The organism is Streptomyces sindenensis, from assembly GCF_014649035.1.
Lineage (GTDB): Bacteria > Actinomycetota > Actinomycetes > Streptomycetales > Streptomycetaceae > Streptomyces > Streptomyces sindenensis.
Window position 1 is genome coordinate 128,017 of sequence record NZ_BMSG01000007.1, and the last position, 24,035, is coordinate 152,051.

Annotated in this window: 20 protein-coding genes; 11 read left to right on the top strand and 9 right to left on the bottom strand. The window is 72.2% G+C overall.

Translation table 11 applies throughout. The features are described 5' to 3' along the window. The first annotated feature begins 7 nt into the window (after positions 1-7). A complete protein-coding gene (locus tag IE145_RS11335; protein ID WP_268246814.1) occupies positions 8-397 on the top strand; it encodes a class I SAM-dependent methyltransferase in 390 nt (129 codons plus the stop codon). 12 nt (positions 398-409) lie between these two features. Here IE145_RS11335 and IE145_RS11340 read toward each other — a convergent pair whose 3' ends face one another. Next, the gene (locus IE145_RS11340) at positions 410-1,459 is read right to left on the bottom strand and encodes an aldo/keto reductase (protein ID WP_189520789.1); all 1,050 of its coding nucleotides are present in this window, start codon (positions 1,457-1,459) and stop codon (positions 410-412) included. 282 nt (positions 1,460-1,741) lie between these two features. Here IE145_RS11340 and IE145_RS11345 point away from each other — a divergent pair, with 282 nt between their 5' ends. Then, positions 1,742-2,599, top strand: a complete 858-nt coding sequence (locus tag IE145_RS11345; RefSeq protein ID WP_189520790.1) for an NPP1 family protein — start codon at positions 1,742-1,744, stop codon at positions 2,597-2,599. Between the two features lie 170 nt (positions 2,600-2,769). On the opposite strand, the gene IE145_RS11350 is transcribed toward IE145_RS11345, so the two are convergent. Further along, positions 2,770-3,396, bottom strand: coding sequence for a TetR/AcrR family transcriptional regulator (locus tag IE145_RS11350; RefSeq protein WP_229825505.1), 627 nt, complete (start codon positions 3,394-3,396; stop codon positions 2,770-2,772). A 72-nt stretch (positions 3,397-3,468) separates the two neighbouring features. Between IE145_RS11350 and IE145_RS11355 the strand changes: the two genes are divergently transcribed. From IE145_RS11355 to IE145_RS11370, 4 genes are all read left to right on the top strand, one after another. Beyond that, positions 3,469-3,867, top strand: coding sequence for a hypothetical protein (locus tag IE145_RS11355; protein ID WP_189520791.1), 399 nt, complete (start codon positions 3,469-3,471; stop codon positions 3,865-3,867). A 441-nt stretch (positions 3,868-4,308) separates the two neighbouring features. Then, entirely contained in the window at positions 4,309-6,711 is a 2,403-nt protein-coding gene (locus IE145_RS11360) for a tetratricopeptide repeat protein (protein ID WP_189520792.1), read from the top strand. Positions 6,712-6,752: 41 nt separating this feature from the next. Continuing rightward, the gene (locus IE145_RS11365) at positions 6,753-7,490 is read left to right on the top strand and encodes an AAA family ATPase (protein ID WP_189520793.1); all 738 of its coding nucleotides are present in this window, start codon (positions 6,753-6,755) and stop codon (positions 7,488-7,490) included. Positions 7,491-7,671: 181 nt separating this feature from the next. Further along, positions 7,672-8,787, top strand: coding sequence for an ADP-ribosylglycohydrolase family protein (locus IE145_RS11370; protein WP_189520794.1), 1,116 nt, complete (start codon positions 7,672-7,674; stop codon positions 8,785-8,787). A gap of 47 nt (positions 8,788-8,834) precedes the next feature. On the opposite strand, the gene IE145_RS11375 is transcribed toward IE145_RS11370, so the two are convergent. Together IE145_RS11375 and IE145_RS11380 are read right to left on the bottom strand one after the other, a co-directional pair. Then, positions 8,835-10,451, bottom strand: a complete 1,617-nt coding sequence (locus IE145_RS11375; protein ID WP_189520795.1) for a sodium:solute symporter family protein — start codon at positions 10,449-10,451, stop codon at positions 8,835-8,837. Between the two features lie 440 nt (positions 10,452-10,891). Next, positions 10,892-11,674: an SDR family oxidoreductase gene (locus tag IE145_RS11380; protein ID WP_189520796.1), complete on the bottom strand. Its 783-nt coding sequence runs from the start codon at positions 11,672-11,674 to the stop codon at positions 10,892-10,894. An 85-nt stretch (positions 11,675-11,759) separates the two neighbouring features. On the opposite strand from IE145_RS11380, the gene IE145_RS11385 reads away from it, so the two are divergent. Then, positions 11,760-12,647: a hypothetical protein gene (locus tag IE145_RS11385; RefSeq protein WP_189520797.1), complete on the top strand. Its 888-nt coding sequence runs from the start codon at positions 11,760-11,762 to the stop codon at positions 12,645-12,647. A gap of 119 nt (positions 12,648-12,766) precedes the next feature. On the opposite strand, the gene IE145_RS11390 is transcribed toward IE145_RS11385, so the two are convergent. The 3 genes from IE145_RS11390 to IE145_RS11400 form a co-directional block, all read right to left on the bottom strand. Further along, on the bottom strand, positions 12,767-12,973 hold the full coding sequence (locus tag IE145_RS11390; RefSeq protein WP_006125325.1) for a DUF397 domain-containing protein: 207 nt from the start codon (positions 12,971-12,973) through the stop codon (positions 12,767-12,769). A gap of 189 nt (positions 12,974-13,162) precedes the next feature. Next, a complete protein-coding gene (locus IE145_RS11395) occupies positions 13,163-14,020 on the bottom strand; it encodes a helix-turn-helix domain-containing protein (RefSeq protein ID WP_065487167.1) in 858 nt (285 codons plus the stop codon). Between the two features lie 240 nt (positions 14,021-14,260). Next, a complete protein-coding gene (locus tag IE145_RS11400) occupies positions 14,261-14,980 on the bottom strand; it encodes a GOLPH3/VPS74 family protein (RefSeq protein ID WP_006125323.1) in 720 nt (239 codons plus the stop codon). A 192-nt stretch (positions 14,981-15,172) separates the two neighbouring features. On the opposite strand from IE145_RS11400, the gene IE145_RS11405 reads away from it, so the two are divergent. From IE145_RS11405 to IE145_RS11415, 3 genes are all read left to right on the top strand, one after another. After that, the gene (locus IE145_RS11405; RefSeq protein ID WP_189520798.1) at positions 15,173-17,716 is read left to right on the top strand and encodes a serine hydrolase; all 2,544 of its coding nucleotides are present in this window, start codon (positions 15,173-15,175) and stop codon (positions 17,714-17,716) included. 191 nt (positions 17,717-17,907) lie between these two features. Next, the gene (locus tag IE145_RS11410) at positions 17,908-19,836 is read left to right on the top strand and encodes a DUF8823 domain-containing protein (protein ID WP_189520799.1); all 1,929 of its coding nucleotides are present in this window, start codon (positions 17,908-17,910) and stop codon (positions 19,834-19,836) included. Positions 19,837-20,019: 183 nt separating this feature from the next. Beyond that, a complete protein-coding gene (locus IE145_RS11415; protein WP_189520879.1) occupies positions 20,020-20,871 on the top strand; it encodes an adhesin in 852 nt (283 codons plus the stop codon). A gap of 103 nt (positions 20,872-20,974) precedes the next feature. Here the strand turns inward: IE145_RS11415 and IE145_RS11420 are convergent, their stop codons facing one another. After that, positions 20,975-21,772 carry an ATP-grasp domain-containing protein gene (locus IE145_RS11420; protein ID WP_189520800.1) on the bottom strand — a complete coding sequence of 266 codons (798 nt, stop codon included), beginning with the start codon at positions 21,770-21,772 and terminating at the stop codon, positions 20,975-20,977. Between the two features lie 149 nt (positions 21,773-21,921). Between IE145_RS11420 and IE145_RS11425 the strand changes: the two genes are divergently transcribed. Further along, on the top strand, positions 21,922-22,788 hold the full coding sequence (locus IE145_RS11425) for an aminoglycoside phosphotransferase family protein (RefSeq protein ID WP_189520801.1): 867 nt from the start codon (positions 21,922-21,924) through the stop codon (positions 22,786-22,788). Positions 22,789-22,876: 88 nt separating this feature from the next. Here the strand turns inward: IE145_RS11425 and IE145_RS11430 are convergent, their stop codons facing one another. Continuing rightward, positions 22,877-23,344 (bottom strand): DUF5959 family protein, encoded by a 468-nt coding sequence (locus IE145_RS11430; protein WP_189520802.1) that lies wholly within the window; start codon positions 23,342-23,344, stop codon positions 22,877-22,879. Positions 23,345-24,035 lie beyond the last annotated feature (691 nt).

The window sequence follows — 24,035 nt, forward strand, 5'->3', positions numbered from 1 at the left end:
CCCGGGCCTGCGCTTCGACGTCGGTCCGATGTCCACACTGGCGGCCGGCGACGGCGAACTCGGCGGCATCCTGGCGTTCTACTCCACCCACCACCTGCCTCCGGCTGAACTGCCGCAGGTGTACGGGGAGTTCTACCGCGTCCTGGCCCCCGGCGGGCGCCTCCTCCTCGTCACCCGGGTCGGCGAGGAGGAGCACCAGCGGCGTACGTACGGCTGCGGTGACGGCGACCCCGCCCCCTTCGACAGCTACCGGCTGCCCGCGGACCGGATCGCCGGGCTGCTGGAGCGCGCGGGCTTCGCGATCACGGCGCAGACGCTGCAAGCGCCGGAGGAGGGCGCGAAGCGGCCGGTGGTCAGTTTCCTGGCGAGAAGGCCGACCACGGTCGAAGCACCGTAGAAACGCCTGGGCTTACGCAGCTGCGCGTTCGCCCACCGGCCGCCTGCGCTGGGCCACGTCGGTCAGGGAGGGCGGAGTCCACACGCAGTCCGGCGGGTAGACGTCGGTGCCGGGGGCGACGATTGCGTCGATCCGGTCGAGCGTCTCGTCGTCCAGCGTGAGCGAGGCGCCCTTCAGCAGCCCCTCCAACTGCTCCATCGTGCGCGGGCCGATGATGACCGAAGTGACGGCGGGGTGGGCGAGGGGGAAGGCGACCGCCAGCTCGGGCAGGGTCGTCCCGATGCTGTCGGCCACGGCGACGAGCTGCTCGACGACGTCCAGCTTGGTGGCGGTCAGCGGGGCGTCCGGGTCGAACCGGTGCGGATGCAGCGCCGCCCGCCCGCTGGTCAGGTCGATGGCCCCGCCCTTGCGGTACTTACCGGTCAGGAAGCCGGAGGCCAGCGGGGACCAGGTCAGCACGCCCATCCCGTACCGCCGGCAGGTCGGCAGGACGGCCCGCTCGATGCCGCGCGCGAGGATCGAGTACGGCGGCTGCTCGGTCCGGAACCGCCCGAGCCCGCGCCGTTCGGCGACGACGTGCGCCTCCACGATCTCCTCGGCCGGGAACGTCGAGCAGCCGAAGGCGCGGATCTTCCCCGCCCGCACGAGGTCGGTCAGCGCGGAGAGGGTCTCCTCGATGTCCGTGGTGTGGTCGGGGCGGTGCACCTGGTAGAGGTCGATCCAGTCGGTGCCCAGGCGGCGCAGGCTCTCCTCGACCGCCTTGACGATCCAACGCCGCGAGTTCCCGCCCCGGTTGGGCCCTTCGCCCATCGGGAAGTGGACCTTGGTGGCGAGGACGACGTCGTCGCGCCGTCCCTTCAGCGCCTTGCCGACGATGGTCTCGGACTCACCGGCGGAGTACATGTCCGCGGTGTCGACGAAGTTGATGCCCGCGTCGAGGGCGGCGTGGATGACGCGTACGGAGTCGGTGTGGTCGGGGTTGCCGACCGAGCCGAACATCATCGTGCCGAGACAGTGCGCGCTGACCTCGATGCCGGTGCCGCCGAGTGTGCGGTAGAGCATGGTCGAGCTCCCTGGTGGGTGCGGGGTTGCTGGGGCCGGATCCGGGTCCGTGCGCGCACTGTAGGACTTCGAGTGGACTCGATGGCAAGCGCGCCGCCAGCCCTGCGGCTGCCTCTTCCCTCACGTTGGCTTTGCCCCTTGATCGTTTGCTGGGTGGGCCACTGCTGGATGACGCCCGGCAGGTGGGGGGCGGCCTTCCGTTTCTTTCTGTCATGACCCGGGCAAGTCTTGCGGGAGTCACACCAGCCGTGACGTGCTGCCGAGTCAGGAGCGATAGAGGTCATGCGAACTTCGTCGATGCCGGATTTCCTCCGCAAGGTCCGCAGGAAGGCACCCCCGGCCGCAGCCGGATCACGTCCCTTCCGCAACCGAAAAGTCGGCCGCACCGCCACCACCCTCGCCGCCGCAGGCCTCCTCGTGCTGGGTACCGCCTCCGCCGCCCACGCCGACCCGCCGCGCAGCCTCCCCCAGAACGCCGGTGGTTACGAGCAGACCTTCTCGCCCGCCTACGACTACGACGGCGACGGCTGTTACGCCACTCCCGCCATCGGTCCGGACGGCACCCTCGCTCCGGGGCTCAGGACGACCGGTGCGATCAACGGCAGTTGCCGGGACCGGTGGGACCTGGACAACTCCCAGACGTACGCCCGCTCGAAGTGCAACAACGGTTGGTGCGGCATCGTCTACGCGAGCTACTTCGAGAAGGACCAGGCCGTCCACGGCAGTGGGCTCGGCGGGCACCGGCACGACTTCGAGCACGTCATCTCCTGGGTCAACCAGGCGTCGAACCAGGTGGATTACGTCTCGACCACCCAGCACAGCACCGTCAAGACCTACCCGCGCTCACAGGTACGGTTCGACGGTTCGCACCCCAAGGCCGTCTACCACAAGGACGGTCCGAGCACGCACTTCTTCCGTCTCGCCAACGGCAACGACGAGCCGCCGGAGAACCACTACGGCAACTGGCGCTACCCCCCGATCGTCGACTGGAACGGCTTTCCCAGCGCGGAGTTGCGCGACAAGCTCATGAACGCCGACTTCGGGGCCGCGACCATCAAGGTCACCGACAAGGACGACCGCTTCCGCCATCTCCTCAACAACTCCAAGCCCGCCGGGATCCCCTTCGATCCCTGGGCGTGAAGGCCACCGGGGCCCGATGAGTCGTTGCGCCGTTGCGCCGTTGCGCCGTTACGCCGGAGGAGAGGCGCGTCGGTAGTCGCTCGGTGAGGCTCCGATCGGGGGGCCTCGACCGTCGGCGGGCGGTCGAGGTGCGCCCGGGCCCAGCCCAGTACGGGCGCCGCCCCCCGTGGTCAGGTCGCCCGGGTGCCCGACGTCCGCTGGTCCTGGCCCTGGTCCTGGTCGTGGTCCTGGTGCCGGAGCGGACCGTGATCCCCGTCCCGGCAGGCCAGGCCGCGCAGCAGCAAGTCCAGGTAGCGGGCGAACGGCGGCTCCTTGGGGGCGTTGCCCGTGGCGGCCAGCCACCGGACGACGCCGAGGCCGAAGAGGGCCCAGTTCTCCTCGGCCTGCCGTACGTCGGCGCCGCCGGCCCGGAACGCGGCGACGGCCCGGTCGCGCAGCCGCCCGAAGGACTCGGGGTGGTGGCGGTGCGGCCGGGCCACATGCGCGGCGTATCCCGGCACCGCCAGGAACTCGTCGTGCATCGCCCACGCCAGTCGCGTCAGCCAGTCGAGCCAGTTCTCGTCATCGGGCTCGTCCTCGGGGAGCACCCGCTCGACCATGACCTCGCTGACGAGGTCCAGCACACCGTCGCGGTCGGGCACCCACCGGTACAGCGACGAGTGCGAGACCCCGAGCCTCGTCGCGAGCTCCCGCATGGTGAGCGTCGCGACGTCCCCCTGGAGGGCGGCCTCGGCGATCCGCTCCCGGCTCAGCCGGGGTGGCCGTCCGGGCCGCGTTTTCCCTCCGGTGCTGTTCATCGGGGCAGCGTACGCAGAGAAGGCGCGCGCCTATTAGTGACCGTTGGTCGCTAATGCTGCTACCGTCGCCCGATGGACGTACGGAGAGTGGTACAGGAACCACGGGAGATCGACGCCTCGGGACTGCCCATGGAGCACGCCCAGGCGGTGATCCTCGACGAGTTGCGCGCCCTGACGGAGCGCGAGGAGCCGTTCGCGGCGGTCCTCCGGATGCCCGCACCGCCGGAGGGGCGTACCCCGTCGGCCTCCGGCGACGTGCCCTCCGCCGCCGACCGCGTCCGGACCCTCAAGTCGATCCGGCCCGGCCTCGCGGAGTTCTGCCGCGGGCTCGCCTTCGTCGCGCCGGGGGACATCCCGGCGGAGCGCGCGGCGGCGATCCACAGCGGTGAGCAGCTCTGGGGCTGCCCGACGACGGCCACGCAGGACGTGACGGCCGCCCATGCCTGGGCCGAGGCGCGTATCAGGGCCTGAGAGCTCAGCCCGGAGTGGGCTGGAAGTAGGCCGTCTTTCGGTAGCCGGGGCGCGGAGGGGGGCCTCCAGCGTGACCGGGGCGCCCTTCCGGGTCGGCTTCAGGCGGACCGGGACGGTGCGTTCCGCGCCCTAGGGGATCGGCGGCGCGAGGGCGGAGGCGACCTCGTCCCGGTTCAGCCGGCTCACATGGTGGCCATGAGCGCCGGAACTCACGGGCGGTCGAGTAGGCACGAGGGTCCGCGCACTGTCCGGTGAGGACGTGGGCGCGGGCCCTGCGGTGTACGGGGGCCGCCGTACGGTTCGCGCTGACGCCGGCCGTCCTCTTCCCGCGGGACGTGCTGCTCGTCGCGCCCAGCCGGGGGCTGCGGCTGCCGGACGCCGGCGATCCATGAGGGACGGCGGCGGCTCCCGTGGGGCCTTGGCCGCTGACAGACTGACCCCATGTCGCCGTCCAGTCCCCGCCGCCTCTCCCTCCAGCAGATCGTCGAAGGCCAGCGCCGCGCCGCATTCGTCGGGCGAGAGGCCGAACTGGCACTGTTCCGAGGCAACTTCACCCTGCCGCCCGAGGACCCCCGGCACCGGTTCGTCTTTCACGTGCGAGGGAACGCCGGGGTCGGCAAGACCTCGCTGTTGCGGGAATGGCGCCAAGCCGCAGGGGAGTTCGGGGCGCTGACCGCGTCGGCCGACGAGAGTGCCGACTCCGTACCGGACGTACTCGCCGCGTTCGCCGCGCAGTTCGCCGAGCAGGGGCATCCTCTCAAGGCGCTCGACCGGCTGCTCGCCACCTACCGGCGCGCGCTCCACGAGGCGGCGGGGCGGCTCGCGGCGGACAACGAGGCATCGGCCGGGGCCCCTTCGCCCGGGGCGCTCGCCGCCGCGCAGGCCGGGCTGCTCGCGGCCGGGGCGATACCGGTCGTCGGGGCGCTGGCCGGGGGCATCGACCCGGCGGTCGTGGCGCGCGGCGCGGGCGGACTGCGGGCGGTGTTCGGCGGGCGGGCCCGGCAGCAGGAGGAGGCCCGGCTGCTGGCGGAACCGGTCCAGGTCCTCCCCCCGGTGTTCGTCGCCGAACTCGACCGGGTCGCGGACGCCGTGCCCTGGATCGCCCTGTTCCTGGACACCTACGAGCGCACCGCACCCCAACTGGACCGGTGGCTCGCGGACCTGTTCACCCCCGGGCGGTACGGCGAACTGCCCGCCAACCTCGTCCTCACCCTGGCCGGACAGCGCCGCCTCGACCCCGCGCACTGGGGCGACCGGGGCCGGCTCGTCGCCGATGTGCCGCTGGGGCCGTTCACGGAGGAGGAGGCGCGTCAACTCCTCCATGAACGCGGCGTGGTGGCCGAGCCCGTCGTACGGGAAGTGCTCCGGCTCTCCGGCGGGCTGCCGGTCCTGGTGTCGACGCTCGCCGCCAACCCCGGCGCGGCCGGTGAGGCCAACGCGACCGCCGTCGAACGCTTCCTGGCCGGGGAGAGCGACCCGGCCCGCCGGGCGGCCGCTCTCGCCTGCGCGCTGCCCCGCCGGTTCGACGAGGACCTGGTCGCCGTCGCCGTACCGCAGGACGGGCCGCACACCGTGCCGGGGCTCTACGACTGGCTGCTCGGACTGCCCTTCGTCGCCGAGCCGTACAGCGGACGCTCCCGCTATCACGCCGTCGTCCGGGCCCCCATGCTGCGCCTCCAGCGCACCGGATCCCCCCGGCGGTGGAAGGCGGCGCACGACCGGCTGGCCGAGGCCTTCGCGGCCCGCCGGGACGCGGCGGCCGAGGGTGTCGACCCGGAACGGCTCTGGGCCGAGCAGCCCTGGCGCCGGGCGGCCCTGGACGTGCTCTACCACCGGCTGTGCGCCCGCCCGCGCACCGCACTGCCCGAGGCCCTGCGCGCCGGGATCGAGCTGCTCGCCCAGCGGCCGTCCCGCGCCCGGCACTGGGCCCGGACCCTGGTGGACGCGGGCGAGGACGCCGACAACGCCGTACTGCGGGAGTGGGGCCGGGACCTGCTCGCCGCCATAACCGACCACGGCCCCCGCCCCACCGCCGCCCTCGGGCTCCTGCTGACCCGGGCCGAGCTGACCGACCGGGATCGGGCGGCCGCCCTCGTGGCGCGGGCCTGGGACCGCTTCCGGGCCGGGGAGCTGGACGCCGCGCTCTGCGACCACGGGCGGGCCGTCGCCGTGGACCCGCGCAGCGAACGCGCCCACCAGGGACGGGCGGTGATCCTGCGGTCGCTCGGCCGGTACGAGGAAGCCCTCGCCGACCTGGACCGGGCCGAGGAGATCGCCCCCGCCTGGGCCTGGGCGGTGCGGGAGCGGGGCGAGACGTACCGGCGGATGGGCCGCCTGGAGGAGGCCCTGACCGTCCTGGACCGGGCGCACGCGATGGACCCGTCCGACGCCGTGCCGCTGGGCAGCCGGGGCCTGGTCCGCCACGCCCTGGGCCGGCACGAGGAGGCGCTCGACGACTTCGACCGGGCGATCGCCCTGTGGCCGGAGTACGCGTGGGCGCTGGTGCGGCGGTCCCGGGTCCGTTCGGTCCTGGGCGACCCGGTGGGCGCCCTCGCCGACCTGGACCGGGCCGAGGAGCTGAACCCCGGGCGGGCCGGGACGGAGGGGGAGCGGGGCGAGGTGTACCGGGCAACGGGCCGGTACGAGGAGGCCGTCGCCTGCTACGGACGGGCGCTGGCCCTGGACCCCGAGTACGCCTGGGCCCACGGCAGCAGGGCCCTCGCCCTGGAGGCCCTGGGGCGGTTGCCGGAGGCACGGGCGGACCTGGACCGGGCGCTGGAGCTGGATCCGGGATACGGGTGGGCCCGGACGCAGCGGGAGCGGCTGGGGGCGGCGGAGCGGTGAAGCTCCCGGGCCGGACCGGGACGGGACGTAGGGTCGTGGGCATGCGCGATGCACGGGTGGTGCTGATCGGCGGGACCTCGAACACCGGGAAGTCGACCGTCGCCGAGGCGGTGGCGGACCGGCTCGGGTTCGAGCGCCGCTCCACGGACGGTCTCGCCCGCCACCCGGGGCGGCCCTGGCGGACCCCGGAGCACGAGGTGCCGCACCATGTCGCCGAGCACTACGGGACCTTGACCACCGACGAGCTCGTCGCCTCCGTCCTCGCCCACTACGAAAGGCTCTGGCCGCGTATCGAGGAGCTGATCACCGACCACGCGCGGGACGGGGCACCGGGTCTGGTCCTGGAGGGCTCGGCGCTGTGGCCCGAGCGCGTCGCCCGGCTGACGGCGCCCCGTACGGCCGCTGTGTGGCTGACCGCCGACACCACGGTCGTACGCGACCGGGTGCGGGCGGCGGGGCGGTACGCGGAGGCGACGGAGCGGGAGCGGCTGCTGATGGACCGGTTCCTGGCGCGCACCGGCCGCTATCAGGCGCTGATGGCGGACGAGGTCGAGGCGCGCGGTCTGGACCGGATCGACGTCGGCGGACGTACGGTGTCGGAGCTGGCCGACGCCGTGCTGGCGGCAGTCGAGGGCCAGTCACGCCCGGGATGTGGAGGCGGTGCCGGGGGCGGCTTCTTCGTCGCGGATGAGGAGACGCACGACCTGGGCGGCCCCATCACGCGTGCGGACGTGCGCCGGATCATGACCGAGGGGCCACGGGGCGGGGAGCGGGCCTGAGGGCATGTCCGCCCCACCGCCCAAAACCGACCTGCGGGACGTCCGTCGACATACCCGTACGTACCCCGGTCGCCCCCTCTACCGCCCGTTCCCGTTCGATTACAGTGCTTGCGCGGTCGCCCGCAGGGGCCCGCGCGCAGGCGAGCACGGGGTACCGGGAGCGGTGACGGGAGGGGGCGGGGTGAGCACAGGGACCGCGGCGGTCTGGGGCCGGGCCGAGCAGCAGGACTTCCGTAGCCGGGTCCGCGGGGCCCTGCTCGGCGGGGCCGTCGGGGACGCGCTCGGGGCTGGGGTCAGCGGGCTCGTGCTGGAGGAGATCCGCGCCGCCCACGGGGTCGAAGGGGTCGCCGACTACGTCCCCGCGCACGGCAGACGCGGCGCCGTCACCGCCCTCACCCAGCTCACCCTGTTCACCGTCGACGGTCTCATCCGGGCCCAGGTCCGCCGCGACACCGGAGCCTGGCACCCGCCCACCGATGTGCACCGCGCCTATCTGCGCTGGGCCGCCACCCAGCACGACTGGGGGCCCGACGAACGGCGCGAGGACAACGGCTGGCTGGCCGCAGAGGAGTGGCTCTACGCCCGCCGCGATCCCGCCCGGGAATGTCTGGCCGGCTTCGGCGACACCGTCATGGGCACCCTGGACCGGCCCAAGAACCCCACCGCCCGGGACGCGGGCGCGCTCACCCGGTCCGCGCCCTTCGGGCTCCTCGTGGGCTGGGAGCCGGGGCTCGTGCTCCAGCTCGCCGTCGAGTGCGCGGCCCAGTCCCACGGCCACCCCGCCGCCCAGCTGTCCGCCGGAGCCTTCGCGGTACTCGTACACGGTCTCGCGCGCGGCGAGAGCCTGGACGGCGCCGTCCAGAACACGCTGGCCCTGCTCGCCGAACGCCCCGGCCACGAGCCGGTGACCGAGGCCCTGCGGCAGGCGCTCGGCTCCGTGCGGCAGGGCATCCCGGGGCCGGCCCTGATCGAGGCGCTGGGCGCGAGCGACGCCGCCGAGGAGGTCCTCGCGGTCGCCGTGTACTGCGCGCTGGTCAGCGAGGACATCCGGCACGGGCTGCGGCTCGCGGTGAACTACAGCGGGCCCTCCCGCGCCACCGGTTCGGTCTGCGGGGCGCTGCTGGGAGCGCTGCACGGGGAGACCGCGCTGCCGCCGGCCTGGCTCGCGGAGCTGGAGGGGCGGGCCACCCTCCTCGAACTGGCCGACGACTTCGCGATGGAGATGACCCAGGGCCCCGCCCTGCACAGCCCGGCGGCCGTCGCCCCGGGCTGGCTGGCCCGCTACCCGCGCGGCTGAGGGGCCCGAGCCGCTGAGGCCCGCCCGGCCGCGCGGACGTTCGCCGGCTACCCGCGCGGCTGAGGTCGCGGGGTCGGGCCGCCGTCCTGCGCGGGGACGGCCGCGGACGCCCCCGTACCGTCGCCCTCGCCCTCGCCCTCGTCGCCGTCCGCGCCGTCCTCGTCCCCGTTCTCTCCCCTCTCGTTGATCCGGGCCAGGACCGCGTCCCGCTCCGGGGTGTCCTCCGGCTTCACGAAGCCGATCAGGACGTACAGCACGAGCGAGACCGCCAGCGGTACGGACACCTGGTACTGGAGCGGCACCCCGCCCGCGACGGCCCAGTCGACCGGGTAGTTGACCAGCCAGAACGCGATCAGGCCCGCCGCCCAGCTGACCAGTGCCGCCGTCGGGCCGGACTTCCGGAACGGGCGCAGCAGGCCCAGCATGAACGGGATCGCGATCGGGCCCATCAGCCCGGCGACCCACTTGATCACGACGGTGATGATGTCCTTGAACGTGGGCGAGTTGACCTGGGTCGCGATCGCCATCGACAGCGCCAGGAAGGCCACCGTGGTCCAGCGGGCCGCGATCAGCCCGGCCCGCTCGCTCCAGCCGCGCGCCGCCTTCGAGAGGACCGGGGCGATGTCCCGGGTGAAGACGGCGGCGATCGCGTTGGCGTCCGAGGAGCACATGGCCATCGTGTGGGAGAAGAAGCCGACGATGACCAGGCCCAACAGGCCGTGTGGCAAGAGCTCTTCGGTCATCAGGGCGTAGCTGTCCGAGGCGTCCGGCTTCTGCGCGTCGACCAGCAGCGGCGCACACCACATCGGGAAGAACAGCACCAGCGGCCAGACGAACCACAGCACCGCCGAGAGCCGCGCCGAACGGGTCGCGGAGGCGGCGGAGTCGGTGGCCATGTACCGCTGGGCCTGGTTCCACATGCCGCCGTTGTACTCGAAAGTCTTGATGAAGAGGAACGCCAGCAGGAAGGTCACCGTGTACGGTCCGGCGGTCGGCTCCGCGTGCCCGTCGGGCAGCTTGTCCCAGACCGTCCACAGGGTGGAGAAGCCGTCGAGCTCGCTCATCACGGCGAGGAGCATCGCCAGTCCGGCGAACAACTGGATGATGAACTGGCCCAGTTCGGTGAGGGCGTCCGCCCACAGACCGCCGACGGTGCAGTAGATCCCGGTGACGACCCCGGTGATCAGGATGCCCTGGGAGATGGTCAGGCCGGTGAACACGGACAACAGGGTGGCGATGGCCGCCCACTTGGCGCCGACGTCCACGATCTTCAGCAGCAGCCCCGACCAGGCGAGCGCCTGCTGGGTCCGCAGGTCGTAGCGGTTCTTGAGGTACTCCAGCGGCGAGGCGACCCGGAGCCGCGAGCGCAGCCGGTTCAGCCGGGGCGCGAAGAGCTTCGCGCCGATGAAGATGCCGATGGCGATCGGCAGCGACCAGGTCACGAAGGACGTGACCCCGTACTGGTAGGCGATCCCGGCGTAACCGGTGAACATCACCGCGCTGTAGCCGGACATGTGGTGCGAGATGCCCGACAGCCACCACGGCATCCGGCCGCCGGCCGTGAAGAAGTCGCTGACGTTGTCCACGCGTTTGTGCGACCAGAGCCCGATCGCGACCATGACGCCGAAGTAGCCGATGAGTACAGCCCAGTCGAGACTGTTCATGTCCCCTCCAGGGGTCCGCCTTGTGAACGGGAGCGCACTTCGCCGGTACGGCCGTTCAGCGGCGTCCCCTTGCGGGAGCGGGGACTTCGGGGATTGAACCCTCTTCGGTGGGGCTCGGTCAAGGCTGGCGCGGGTCATGGATGTGAACACAAGTCATCAAGGGGAACGGTTTTACTCGCTCTTGGCTTTGTGGGGCGTTGTCGCGAGCGTGATCGCGGCCACACGATGGGCGGGCACTTCGTCAGGCTGTGCAAGAGAGGTTCGGAGCAGTTCGGAGAAGTCGGGGAGCGCGCGGCGACGCGCGAAGGCCGCACGGGATGCGGGTCCCGTGCGGCCGAAGCCCGGAGAGTCGGAGAGTCGGGAGGAGGATGCCGCGGGTACGGGTACGGGTACGTGTGCGCGTACGAGTGTGTGTACGAATGCGTCAGCGCATCAGCGCATCAGCGCATCAGCTCACCCGCGTTGACCAGCAGCGACTGGCCGGTGATGGCCCGCGCCCGGTCGGAGGCCAAGAAGGCGACCGCCTCCGCCACGTCCCCGTCCGTGGCCGGTTCGGGCAGTGCCATCCGCTCGGTGAGCCGGGCCAGCACCTCGGACTCCGGTACGCCTTCGGAGTCGGCGGTGAACCGGACGTACGCCTGCACCGGCGGCCCCCACATCCAGCCCGGCAGTACCGTGTTGACCCGGATGCGGTCCGGGCCCAGCTCCCGCGCCAGCGAGTACATCGCCGAGGTGAGAGCCCCCTTGGACGCCGCGTACGCCGCCTGCCGCACCTGGGAGGGTGCGGCCACCGCGGACTGCGTGCCGATCATCACCACCGAGCCGCCCCGCTCCTTGAGCGCGGGCAGGCAGGCGCGGGTCATCCGCAGCGTCCCCAGCAGGTTCACGTCGATGACCGACTGCCAGGAGGCGAAGTCCGCGTCCTGGAGTCCGCCGAAGTGGCTGTCCCGGGCGGCGACATGCACCACCGCGTCGATCCTCCCGAACCGCTCCACCGCCAGCGCGGCGAGCGCCTCGCACTGCGCCTCGTCCGTGATGTCGGTGGGTGCGAAGGCCGTGCGGCCGCCTTCCGGATCGATCCCGGCCGCCGACTCGGCGAGTTGCGCCGCCGTACGCGCCCCGAGCACCGCGTGCCCGCCGTCACGGACGACGGCCTCCGCGACCCGGTGCCCGAGCCCCGGCCCGACGCCCGAGACGATGACGGTCTTCCCCGCGAGCAACATCGGTGCCTCCCGGCCCTGGCAGTTCATCTGACGGGCCGTCAGGGTAGAGGCGACCGGTATCCGATGGAAGGGAAGGGGGGATCCGATGAGCGAAGACGCCGGAACGGAGGAGGGGCCCGCCGGAACGGGGGAGGGGCCCGCCGGAACGGGGAGTGAGCGGTACGCGGAGCTGGCGGGGACGGGGCCGTACGGGGTCCGCCCCGGGCATGCGCTGATCACCCTGGTCGAACCGCATCCGGGCCATGAGTACGCGTACAACCGCTGGTACGAGGACGACCACTACTACGCGGGCGCCACGGCCATGCCGTGGATGTTCGCCGGACGTCGCTGGGTGGCCACCAAGGACCTCCAGCAGCTGCGCTACCCGGAGGAGTCGGCGGTCGCCCAGCCCGTCGGCGCGGGGTGCTATCTGTCGACGTACTGGGTGACCGAGGGGCGCTACGACGAGCACATGAAGTGGACCGTCGCCATCAACAAGCGGCTCAACCGGGACGGCCGGGTCTACCGGGACCGGACCCACGTCTTCACCGCGTTCCAGGACCACGAGGCCACCGTCTACCGCGACGGGGCGGCGGGCCCTCGGGACTTCCACGCCCTCGACCACCCGTACGCGGGCCTCGTCCTCCAGGTCATCGACGCCGAAGGGCCGGGGCAGCGGGCGGAGTTGCTGGAATGGCTGCGTTCGCGCCATCTCCCGAAGAGGCTGAAGGGGTCGCCCGCGGCGATGGTCACGGTGTTCCGGCCGACGCCTCTGCCCGGGGACCGGATGACGTATGTGAAGCAGGTCGAGGGGGTCGACACCCGGCTGACGCTGCTGTGGTTCCTCCAGGAGGACCCGCGAAGCTGCTGGGCCGAGCGCTTCGCCGGTCTGGACACGGCGGTCGCGGAGGTCGGTCTCGGGCGGGTGGAGCTGGTCGCCCCGTTCGTGCCGACCGTGCCGGGGACGGACCGTTACGTCGACCGGCTGCGGTGACATCGGGCCCCGGACGCCGGAAACATGCCGAGCCCCCTCGGCCAGGACGGCGAACCGGTCGAGAGGGCTCCATCAGGTGGTGCAGAGTGGTGCGGTGGCGTGTGAACGCCGCCGGCTGATCAGGCGTTGATCGAGCCCGTGGCGACATCGCGCACGAACGCGTTCCACGCACCGGGGACGAAGGTGAGCGAGGGGCCCTCGGGAGCCTTCGAGTCACGTACGGCGATGGAGAGGGCGACCGGGGACTTGACCTCGACGCACGCGCCGTTGCCGCCGGAGTACGACGACTTCGTCCACTGGTCCGTAGCACCCTGAAGAATTGCCATGTTCACTCCGGTTCAGAGAGTTGGGGGAGTCGCACCAACCTGATTCCGATTGGCGTGATCGACGCTACTCGCCAAGCCCCGTCCATGAGATGGCCGTTCACTCGACCGGATGGTCTTTCCCCGGTAGCTCTTCTGTTGTGAGTGGGCGGCGGTGTACCATCCCGCCGCCGCTCACTCCACTGTCCGGATTCAGCTGGTGTACGACTTGGCGATCTTGCTGATGAACTCCCGGGTCTGCTCCACGTTCAGCGCCTGCGCCCGCAGATGCTCGTACATCACGCTGTAGCGCTGCACGTCGTTGGCCTTCTCCAGATAGAGATCGCTCGTGACGCCCTCGATGTAGACGACGCTGGAGTCCGCGGCGTCCGGGAACTCCAGGATCGCGTACTGGCCGTTGATGCCCGGGTGCGCGCCCATCTCGAACGGCAGGACCTGCACGGTGACATGCGGAAGGTGCGACTGCTCGACGAGGTGTTCCAACTGGTCGATCATCACCTGCTTGTCACCGACCACCCGGCGCAGCGCCGACTCGTCGATCACGGCCCACAGCCGCAGCGGATTCTCCGGTGCGTTGACCCGGTCCTGCCGCCGCGACCGTACGTTGACACGCTTCTCGATGTCCGACGGCGGGGCCTCGGGCAGCGCGCCGCTGATCAGCGCCTCGGCGTAGGCCCGGGTCTGGAGCAGGCCCGGAACCATCTGCGGTTCGTACACCCGCAGCGACTCCGCGTCGGTCTCCAGGCCGATGTAGACGCTGTACGGGATGTCGCCGAAGGCGTGCCACCAGCCCTGCTGGCGCGAGTCCTTCGCCATCTGCATGAGCGAGTCGACGATGCGGTGGTCCTCGACCTCGTACACCCCGCAGAGATCGCGCACGTCGCGCTGGCTGATGGAGCGGCGGCCGTTCTCCAGGCGGCTGATCTTCGACTGCGAGACCAGCAGCCGCTCCGCCACTTCCTCGGCCGTCATGCCTTTGAGTTCGCGCAGGCGGCGCAATTCCTGGCCCAACCTGCGTCGCCTGACAGTGGGATTGACGTTGGACGGCACGGAAACGGCACCTCCGGCTATGTAGCTGTGCGTATCTACTGCTCAGCAGATTGCCACCCCTTGCCCCGGCCGCGCTGGGAAATGGCCACACGTGGAGCCGGGGGCGTACGCATCGGTGCGAGCGGCGGCGCGCAAGCGCACGGGGCAGCCGGTGGTGGTGACTACCGGCTGCCCCGTGCGTGGTGCGGCTCCCGGACCGGGTCGATGACGACTGACGACGGTGCGGCGGTGTGCGGTTTTTCAGCTCGCGGCGGTGTGCGCCATGCTGCCGCGCCGGGCCTGTGCTTGCGGCTGCAACGGAACGCCCGCTGCCTGCTGCGAACGGCGTGGCTGAACCGCCACTCCGTTCTGGACGTCCATCACGGCGTGCGCCACGAGTCCGCCCATCGGGTCGTGCCTGATCAGGTCCCGGAGCCGGGAGCGCGACGAGCGCCCCTCGTTCCCGGGGTACAGGTGCTTGCCGAGTCCGACCGCGTGGGCCAGTGCGGCGAGCGCCGCGGTCCGCGGGTCCGGCGGTACGCCGGTGCGGATCGCACTGTCCAGCCGGTTCCTGATGTCCCGGCTGATCGCCGTCTCCGTCGCCTGGTAGCGAGTCGTCGGCAGCACCCCGCACATCTGGCCCGCCACGGCATGCACCATGCCGCACCGCTCCAGATGAGCGAGATAGATCTGGCGCAGCCCCAGCCGGGGCCCGCCGATCCAGTGGACCGCCCGGACCGGGCTGCCGCGACGGCGCAGCAGTTCCAGTGCGGAGTCCAGAGTCGGATCTCCTGTCGGCCGTGGCATCACCACGGCGATACGATCCCCGTCAGGGGCTATCCGTCCTGCCAGAGCCAGCTCCACTAGCTGTGCCCCGGCCAGGCCGAGGTCGAGCGACTGCGGCTGCGCTGTGGTACCCGTGGTCGGGTCCAGAGCGAGCAACAGAAGCTCCTCCGGGATTGTTCTGCGGCTCCTGCCCATCCATGCCTCCCCGCGTGGATGTCTGACAGGGTGACCCCTCTCACATTCATCTGTCGAGAGCGCCTGGTCGCTTTGTACGGGAACCAGTAGGTATGTCGTTCTCGTCTAGCAGCTCGGCCAGGGGTTCACACAGGACACTGGTAGATGGTTCGGACAGCGCGGGGTGGCCCCGCAGCGCACGAGGAGGCATCGGTGGCGGGCGAGTCCCCCGACAAAACGGAGCAGCGGAAGTCGTCGGGGACGGCTGCGGAGGAACGCGACCCGCGCTTCGCCGTGTTCCGTGACCCCGGCGCGGACGCGGACGCGGATGCGGACGTGGACGCCGGTACGGACTCCGGTACGGATGCGGACGCGGACGCCCGTACGGGCACGGGTGCGGACTCGGGAGCCATGTCGGACACGGCGACCGCGGTGTTCCGCCCCCGGCTGCCGGAGGACGCGGCCCGGCGTGAGCCCGGTTCCGAGCCCGAGGGAGACGCCGAGAGCGCGCCCGCGACGGCCTCTGCGGCCTCTGGAGACGCCGACGCGCCTTCGGAGGGCTCTTCGGAGGGCTCCGGAGGCGCGGGGGCCGCGGAGGGCCGGAGAGCCCCGGACGCGGACGCGGGGAAGCCCGAGGCCGAGGGGGCGGACGCGGAGACGGACGCGGAGACTCGCGCCGGAGGATCGGCGGACGAGCCGGAGGCCGGGGAGCCGGAGACCGGTGAAGGGGACGGGGACGGCCGGCTGCGTGCTGCCGTGGCCGCCTGGGTCGATGCCGCCGCCGAGGACAAGCCGAAGGCGGAGGAGGCGGAGGAAGCCGAGAAGGCGGAGGCTGCTGCGCCCGAGCCCGAGTCCGCCGCGAAGGCCGAGCAGGACGACGCGTCGAAGCCCGAGCCGGAGGCCGCGGAGAAGCCGAAGACGGCCGAGAAGCCCGAGGCCGACGCCGAGCCGAGGGCCGACGCCGAGCCGTACAAGGCGCCCGACGCCGAGACCGAACCCGAGCCCGAATCGGATTCCGACTCCGACACCGGCTCCGACTCCGAGCCGGCCGCCGCCGACGCCTCCGAGCCCGCCGCCGACGCCTCCGACCTGCGAGGAATCGATCAGCCCACCGCCATCTTCAAGGCGGTCAGGCCGACCGACCGGGTCGACCAGGCGACGACCGCGCTGAAGCTCCCGCCCCGCGAGGACAAGTCCCAGGACAAGTCCCAGGACAAGCCCAAGTGCGGCGCCGGGACCGGAACCGGGACCGAGCCCGAGGCCGACGCCGAGCGCACGAGCACCTTCGTGCCGCTGCGCTCCGACGACGTACGCACCGCCCCCGCGCCCCGCAAGCCGGAACCCGAGCCCCAGCCCGCCCCCGGAGCCGCGGCCGGACCCGAGGCGCCCGTGCGCACCCCGGAGGCGAGCCCGGCAGCAGTCCCGTCCTGGGCCGCGGCCGAGCGGACCCGGCAGCAGCCGCTGCCGCCGAAGCCGCCGCTCGACCTGCTCGCCGAGCTGACGAACACCCCGCCGCCGCCGGAGACCCCGGTCCGGACCGCCGTGCGACGGGTCAAGATCTGGACCCCGCTGGTGCTCCTCCTGCTGATCGTCTTTGCGATCGTGCAGGTGATGCGTCCGCTTCCGGAGCCCTCGCTGGAGCTCACGGCGAAGCCGACGTACACCTTCGCGGGCGGGGAGACGGAGCTGTCCTGGCCGGGCCAGGGACAGTCGGCCGTGATGGTCGAGGGCGTCGGGTCGCTCGGTTCCGAGGGTGCGCAGAAGCCAGCGCCGATCGCCAGCGTCGCGAAGGTCATGACCGCCTACGTGATCCTTCAGGAACACCCCCTCAAGGGTGACGAGGGGGGCGAGAAGATCACCGTCGACCAGCAGGCGGAGGACGAGTCCAAGCGGCCCGACGAGTCGACGGCCCCGCTGACCAAGGGGCAGGAGCTCACCCAGCGTCAGCTGCTCCAGCTGCTGATGATCCCCTCGGGGAACAACGCGGCGCGGCTGCTCGCCCGCTGGGACGCCGGGACCGAGGAGGCGTTCATCGACAAGATGAACGACGCGGCCGAGAAGCTCGGGATGACCGGGTCGACGTACACGGACCCCAGTGGACTGAAGAAGACCACCGTCTCCACGGCCACCGACCAGCTGAAGCTGGCGCAGGCCGTCATGCGCAACGACGTCTTCCGGGAGATCGTGGACATGCCCCAGGTCGAGATCGAGGGCATAGACGGCACCATCTACAACAACAACAATCTCCTGCTCCAGCCCGGCGTGAGCGGCATCAAGACCGGTTCCTCCACCCCGGCGGGCGGCAATCTGCTCTGGTCCGCGAACACCAAGGTCGACGGCAAGCTGCTGTGGATCTACGGGGCGGTGATGGGCCAGCAGGCGGGGACCGGCCGGGTCTACGACAGCCTGGAGCTGTCGCTCCAGAACAGCCTGAAGCTGATCAAGGACGCGCAGGAGGCCGCCACCTCGGCGACCGTCGTCAAGAAGGGCGACGTCGTCGGGTACGTGGACAACGGGTTCGGCGGGCAGGCCCCGGTGGTCGCCACCAAGAACCTGAAGGCGGTCGGCTGGTCCGGTCTGGAGGTCGAGCTCAAGGTCACGGACAACGGCGAGGGCATCGACCACGCCGCGAAGGCCGGGACCGAGGTCGGCTCGGTGACCGTGGGCACCGGCACCGGAAAGGTCACGGCGCCGGTGGTGCTGCGGAGCGATCTGCCCGAGGCGGCCTTCGGCGACAAGCTGACCAGGATCGGCTGAGAGCCGGGACACCGGAGCGGTGGGGAGCGGGCCCCGCCCCACACCGCTCCGGTGGGTGTTTATGACAGAGAAGCGTGCCCGAGGTACGTGTTAGCGTCCCCGGACAACTCAAGGGCGCCGGGACGCGTCCTTGAGGACGTACCACCAGGTACGCAGAGGTACGGGGCCGCCGGAGGACGGGGAGAGCCGTAGTGACCACCGCGGAGCCGAAGCCCGGCCGTGAGGCGGACGGGACCACCGGTGCCGGGGGCGACGCCCTGCACGTGCGCGTGCCGTCGCCCCGCGTTCCGGAGCCTCCCGCCGAGGGCACCGCGTCGTCAGGGAACGCGGACGCGGACGCGTGCGAGCGCGAGGGCGAGGGCGAGGAAGCCGCCGAGGCAGCCGTGGCCGCCGAGACCCCGCGTGCCCGGGCCCGCCGGCTGCTGCGCCACCCCGTCACCATCGCGACGGCGGCCGCGGCCGTGCTCCACCTCCTCTGGTTCTTCTTCTTCGCCAACACCGGCGGGGACATCGCCGCGCAGGACGCCTGGGCCGAGTTCGTCGGCCGGCACCCCGGCACCGCGTACAACCTGGCTTGGTACGGGGGCATGCACCCCGTCTCGTACAGCGTGGTCTCGCCCTACCTGATGTCGCTGCTCGGTGTCCGTACGACGATGATGATCGTCGGCACGGTCTCCTCCGGGCTGACGGCGCTGATCCTGGTGCGGGTCCCGGCCGTCCGCAATCCGCTGGCCTGCTCGCTCGCCGGGGTCTTCGCGTTCCTGTGCAACGCGCTGTCGGGCCGGGTGACGTTCGGGCTCGGCATGATGTTCGCCGTCGGGGCGGTGGCCGCGGTGTTCTGCTGGCCCTACCGCTGGCGGTACAAGCGGTGGGCCAAGGCCGCCGTCGCCGCCCCGCTCGCCGGGCTCGCGACCGCGGCCAGCCCGGTCGCCGGACTCTTCCTGGGCGTCGTCGCGGCGGCGCTGTTCCTGCACAGACGACGCCCCGGCGCGTACGCCGTCGGCCTCGCCCCGGTGGCCGTGGTGGGGCTCTCCGCCTGGCTGTTCCCCTTCTCGGGTACGCAGCCGATGTCGCTCGGGACGCTGTCGCTGCCGTTCCTCTTCGCGGTGCTGGTCTTCGTCCTCGTGCCCCGCGACTGGAGCACGGTCCGGACGGCCGCCGCCGTCTACGGACTCGGGACGCTCCTCACCTACGTCATCGACTCGCAGATCGGGTCGAACATCACGCGCATGGCGATGCTGTTCGCCGGGGTGGCGCTGCTCGCCGCCCTGCCGTACACCGTGCCGCGCAGCCGCCGCTGGTACGCCCTGATCCTGGCCTTCGTGGGCCTGAACTTCTGGATCGGCTTCAAGGGCGTCGACGACATCGTCCGGACCGCGCCCGAAGCGTCCTGGAACCGCGAACTGGCCCCGTTGATCAACCAGCTCCAGCAGGTGGGGGCGGAGCGCGGCCGGGTCGAGGTGGTGCCCGCGAGCAGTCACCGCGAGTCATCGGCGCTCGCTCCGTACGTCAACCTGGCGCGCGGCTGGAACCGCCAGGCGGACATGAAGCGCAACCCGCTCTTCTACGACGACACGCTCGACCCGGTGAACTACCGGGAGTGGCTGGACCGCTGGGCCGTGCACTACGTGGTGCTGCCCAAGGACCGGCCGGACAACGGGGCGGTCCAGGAGGCGGAGCTGGTCGAGCAGGGGCAGCCGTACCTGCGCCAGATCTGGGGCGACGCGAACTGGAAGCTCTTCCGGGTGCTGGACCCGGTGCCGCTGGCCGACCCGCCGGCGACGGTGGAGCGGGCGGGCGCGGACGAGCTGACGATCACGGTGAAGTCGGCGGGCCGGGTGCTGATCCGGATCCCGTACACGCGCTGGCTCGCGCTCGTCGACGAGGACGGCAAGAGCGTGGAACGCCCGCTGGAGACCGAGGAGTCGAAGGAGCGGTCGCAGCTGGACGACACCGCGCCGAAGACGTATCTCAACCTCCACGGCTGTCTGAACAAGGTCGAGGAGGGCCCGTACGGCGACGAGTGGACCGAACTGCTCGCGCCGCGGCCCGGGACGTACCGGCTGGCGGCCCCGTACCAGCTCCAGCCGGGCACACCGTGCCCGGAAGAACTGAGCTGACGGACCCCCTCGCCCGTCCGTGCGTGCCCGTCCGTGCGTGCCCCGTCCGTGCGTGCCCGTCCCGTGTACGGGCCATCGGGTGCGGGATCTCCCTCTGCGGGCGGCGCACTGGCAAGGTGTGCTGCCATGAACGCCACGAGGTGCCAGTACTGCGGCGGCGGACGCCGGGGACCGCTGCCCGGAATGGTCTGCCCCGGCTGCGGGGCCGGGGCGTCCCGCACGGCGGGGGCTGACGGATCATGGGTCGCGCGCGAGACGCTGGCGGGCCGCCTCTCCACGCTGCCCCGCCGACGCAAGGCCCTGCTCGCGGCCGGCGTCGTGGTGGCGGCCGGCAACCTGGTCACCGCCGCCTCGCTGCTGGTCCCGGCCGGTGGCGGCAGCCGTACGGACGCGGCGGACCGGGCGGGCGCGGTCCCCGACCGGATCGGCGGCGCGGCCCCCACGAGGATCGTGCCCGGCCCGGGCGCGGAAGCCCCGTCGGCCCCCGCGCCCTCGGGGTCCTCGTCGAAGCCCCCGCCGGACGGCGCACGCTTCACGCAGTGGGCGGGCCCCGGCTGCGCGACGGGGACGTACAAGGAGCGCGGCCGTTTCGAGAGCGGGGACGCCGGCTGGTACACGGTCGAGAACGGCGGCTTCGACGGCGACGGGTGCGACGGCCGGTTCAGCGCGGTCCCGATGTCGGGCAGCCCGACGGAGGACCGGGGCTCCACGGCCACCTGGTCCTGGCACCTGGGCCGGGGCTTCAGCGAGTGCGCGGTGACCGTCTTCGTCCCCGACAGCGGCCGCCCCGGAGACGCGGCGGGGGAGCCGACCGTCTACCGGGTGCTCTCGGACCCGGACGACGCGGACTCCGCGTACACGGGTTTCGCGGTGCTCCAGACGGAACACCGGGGGAGCGAGGCCCCGGTGCGCAGCTATCCGGTCAAGGGGGACGTCTTCGCGGTCCAGCTCATCGACCGGGGCCGGGACTGGGGCGACGCACGGCGGGTCGGCGCGCATCACGCGGCGGCGCAGATGAGGGCGTCCTGCCACTGAGCCCACTACGGCGCGGCCGTGCGGACGTGGACCCGCCGACCCACCGGCCTCTCGACGCACCGGCCCCCTCGCCCTGCCCACCCCTCGCCCTGCCACCCTCGGTCTACCGTACGAAGGCACGGTCGTGCGGCAACAGGTCGGTGCCGGGTCCGGCGGCGCGCAGGACGGTGTCGAGGGCGCGGTCCGGGTCGGCCTCGTAACACCCGCTGACCCAGGCCGCGTTGGCCTCGATCACGGCCCATCGGCCCTCGGTGTCCCGCCCGATGTCGACGACGATCGCCGAGGGCAGGGCGTCCCCGGCGGCCGCGAGCACCTCGCGCCCGAAGGCGAGCGCGGCACCGTTCGGCGGCCCGAGCCGCAGCCGGCCGGCCTCGGCGTACTGCGAGGCCGTGTGGACGGCCCCGTCGAGGAGGAACAGCCGGTACTCGACGGCGAAGGTCATCACGTCGCTCACCAGCACCACGGTGGCCGGGTCCACGGCATCCGGTCCGGGCAGCCGGGACCCGTCCGCGTACACGAGCGCCGGAATGCCTTTGTCGTTGGGCGACTTGACGAAGGCGGGGCGGCGCAGCCGGTACGCCTCGCCGATGGGCATGACCCGGATCTCCCGCTGGGTGAGCGCGCGCGGGAGCCGGGCGAGCCAGTCGGCGGGGGCCTCCAGGAGGGCGATCCCGAGGGCGGGGGCCACGACATCGGCGAAGGAGGGCCCCGCGTGCAGATGCACGGCGTGCGCCTCACCTCCGGTGCCCGCCGCCCACTCCGGTCTCCCCGGCCCGTCGGACACGGCGGAGGCCGCCGCCTCCACGACCCGCAGCCCGCGCCGCAGCGCGGTGGTACGTAACCTCACTGCGGAGGCGGTGAGTTGGGGCGGAAGCACGAGGGTGCGCGATGCATATGTCATGGGCGCAGATCCTCTCGTACGGATGCGTGACGCCGCACCGATTTTCGAACGAGAAGGGGCGCCCTCCGGAGGGGCGACGAGGCGGCAACGGGGCAGAGCCCGGGGTCGAGACGTTGTGCGGCCCCGGGGCCACCTGGTTCGATCACCGCATGATGGTTGAACCCTCGCTCGTACGCGGCCTGATCGCCGCCCAGTTCCCGCACTGGGCGGACCTGCCCGTGGAGGCGGTCGACGCGAGCGGGACGGCGAACGCGATCTACCGCCTGGGCACGGACATGGCCGTACGGCTGCCCCGTACCGAGGGCAGTGCGGCGGATGTGGCGACGGAGCACCGCTGGCTGCCACGCCTGGCCGGGCAACTGCCGTTCCCTGTACCGCTCCCGCTCGCCCGGGGAGTCCCGGACGAGGCGTTCCCCCGCCCCTGGTCGGTCTGCACCTGGCTGGAGGGTACGAACCCGCGCCCCGGCGACGCCGCCTCGTCCTCCGACCTGCTGGCGGCGGACCTGGCGGAATTCGTGCTGGCGCTCCGCCGGATCAGCCCGCAGGGCGCCCCGCCCGCGTACCGCAGCGAGCCTTTGGCCTCCCGCGACGCGGTGACCCGCGAGGCGCTGGCGACCCTGGACGGGGTGGTGGACGCGGAGGCGGTCGCCGCGGCTTGGAAGGAGGCCCTGTCCGCCCCGCCCTTCACGGCTGCCCCCGTCTGGGTCCACGGGGACCTGCAGCCGGGCAACGTCCTGGTCGCGGACGGCCGCCTCGCCGCGGTCATCGACTTCGGCTGCACGGGCCTGGCCGACCCGGCCGTCGACCTGATCGCGGCCTGGTACCTGCTGACGGCGGGGGCCAGGCAGACGTTCCGCACGGCGGTGGCGGCCGACGACGCGACCTGGGCGCGGGGGAGGGGCTGGGCGCTGTCCATCGCCCTGCTGGAGCTGGCCCATTACCGGGAGTCGAACCCGGTGATGGCACGGATCGCGGCGTGGGTGATCGAGGAGATCGTGGACGCCGGACCCCGCTGAGCGGGAGCGCCGCGCCGGCACCGTCCGCTGGGCGAGCGGGCGCCGGCACCGTCCGCTGGGCGAGCGGGTGCCGGCCCTGAGCCGCGCCTCAGTCCGCCGGTATCAGGTGCGCCCAGACGGTGCGGAGTGCCTGGAGCCGGGCACGCTGCTCGTCGATCCAGCCGCGGTCGACCTCGAAGGAGAGGGCCAGCCTGGTCGTCTGCTGGTCTGCAACGGTGACCGTGATCCCGTCGTGGTCGTCCTCCCGCCGGTCCAGGCGGATGCCGATCTCGGCGACTCGCGAAGCCTCACGCCAGACGGCGTCGCGCCCCGCAGCGACCTCGTCCAGGACGTGAGCCCAGCCGGCCAGGTCCCGGGGATCCACGGAGGTGTCGAGGACACCGGCCACAAAGTCGTTGTGGACCAGGAGTTGAGCCTCCACGTCCGGAATGCCCGGGGCGTAGGAGTCGTTCAGTTCGACCGCGACGCTGCCGCCGTACTTCCCGGTGATTCGCAGCAGCACGAACCGCTCGGGCTCCTTCATCTCCCACCCCTGGGTGTTCGGTCCAGCGCTCATGTGCGCCTTTGCCCGGCGCCGTTGAGGTCAGCCGTGGAAGTCAGGTGGCCCCTCGGCCACCCACCCGTGACTCGCGCTTGTGTGCCTCCCGGCGTTCCCGGGCTTGTCTGTTGTCTCCCCTGATGGTCCGGATCTCTTGCCGGATACGGAGAGAGAACCAGCAAGCGAGTGCTGCGAGGCACAGGCCGCCGATCACCAACGAAGGTACCGATGTCGTGTCGCTGAGGCCCACGCAAGCTGTGATGCCCAGAAAGGCGACACCGTACTTCGTGAACTCACGGTTCACGTCTCCTTCAAGGGCGGCCCGTATCTTGCCGGAGACCGGAGCCTAACGCCTGCTTCGCACTCCCGTCCGAATCCTTCGGAATCCTCCAACCGTCCTCCAACCGTCGTCCGCTCGTCACAGCCCGTAGAAGAGCGCGCGGCCGGGGCTGCGGCGGGCGAGATAGTCGGACGCGCAGCGGGAGGCGACCAGTCACACGGATCGGCCGCTCAAGAGGCGGCGGCCCGGCCGTGAGCGACCGCCCGCGTTGACGCCAGACGCTGCGACACCCGCTTTATGGAGTCTTCTCTGATCAAGGTTGTGACCTGGGGAAACTCCGCCATGACCACGTTTGGCCCGGAGAAACATGTCTCGGTGGTTCTTGCAGGTTCCCAGGGTTTCCCGGCCTCATGTGTGCTGAATCCGTTC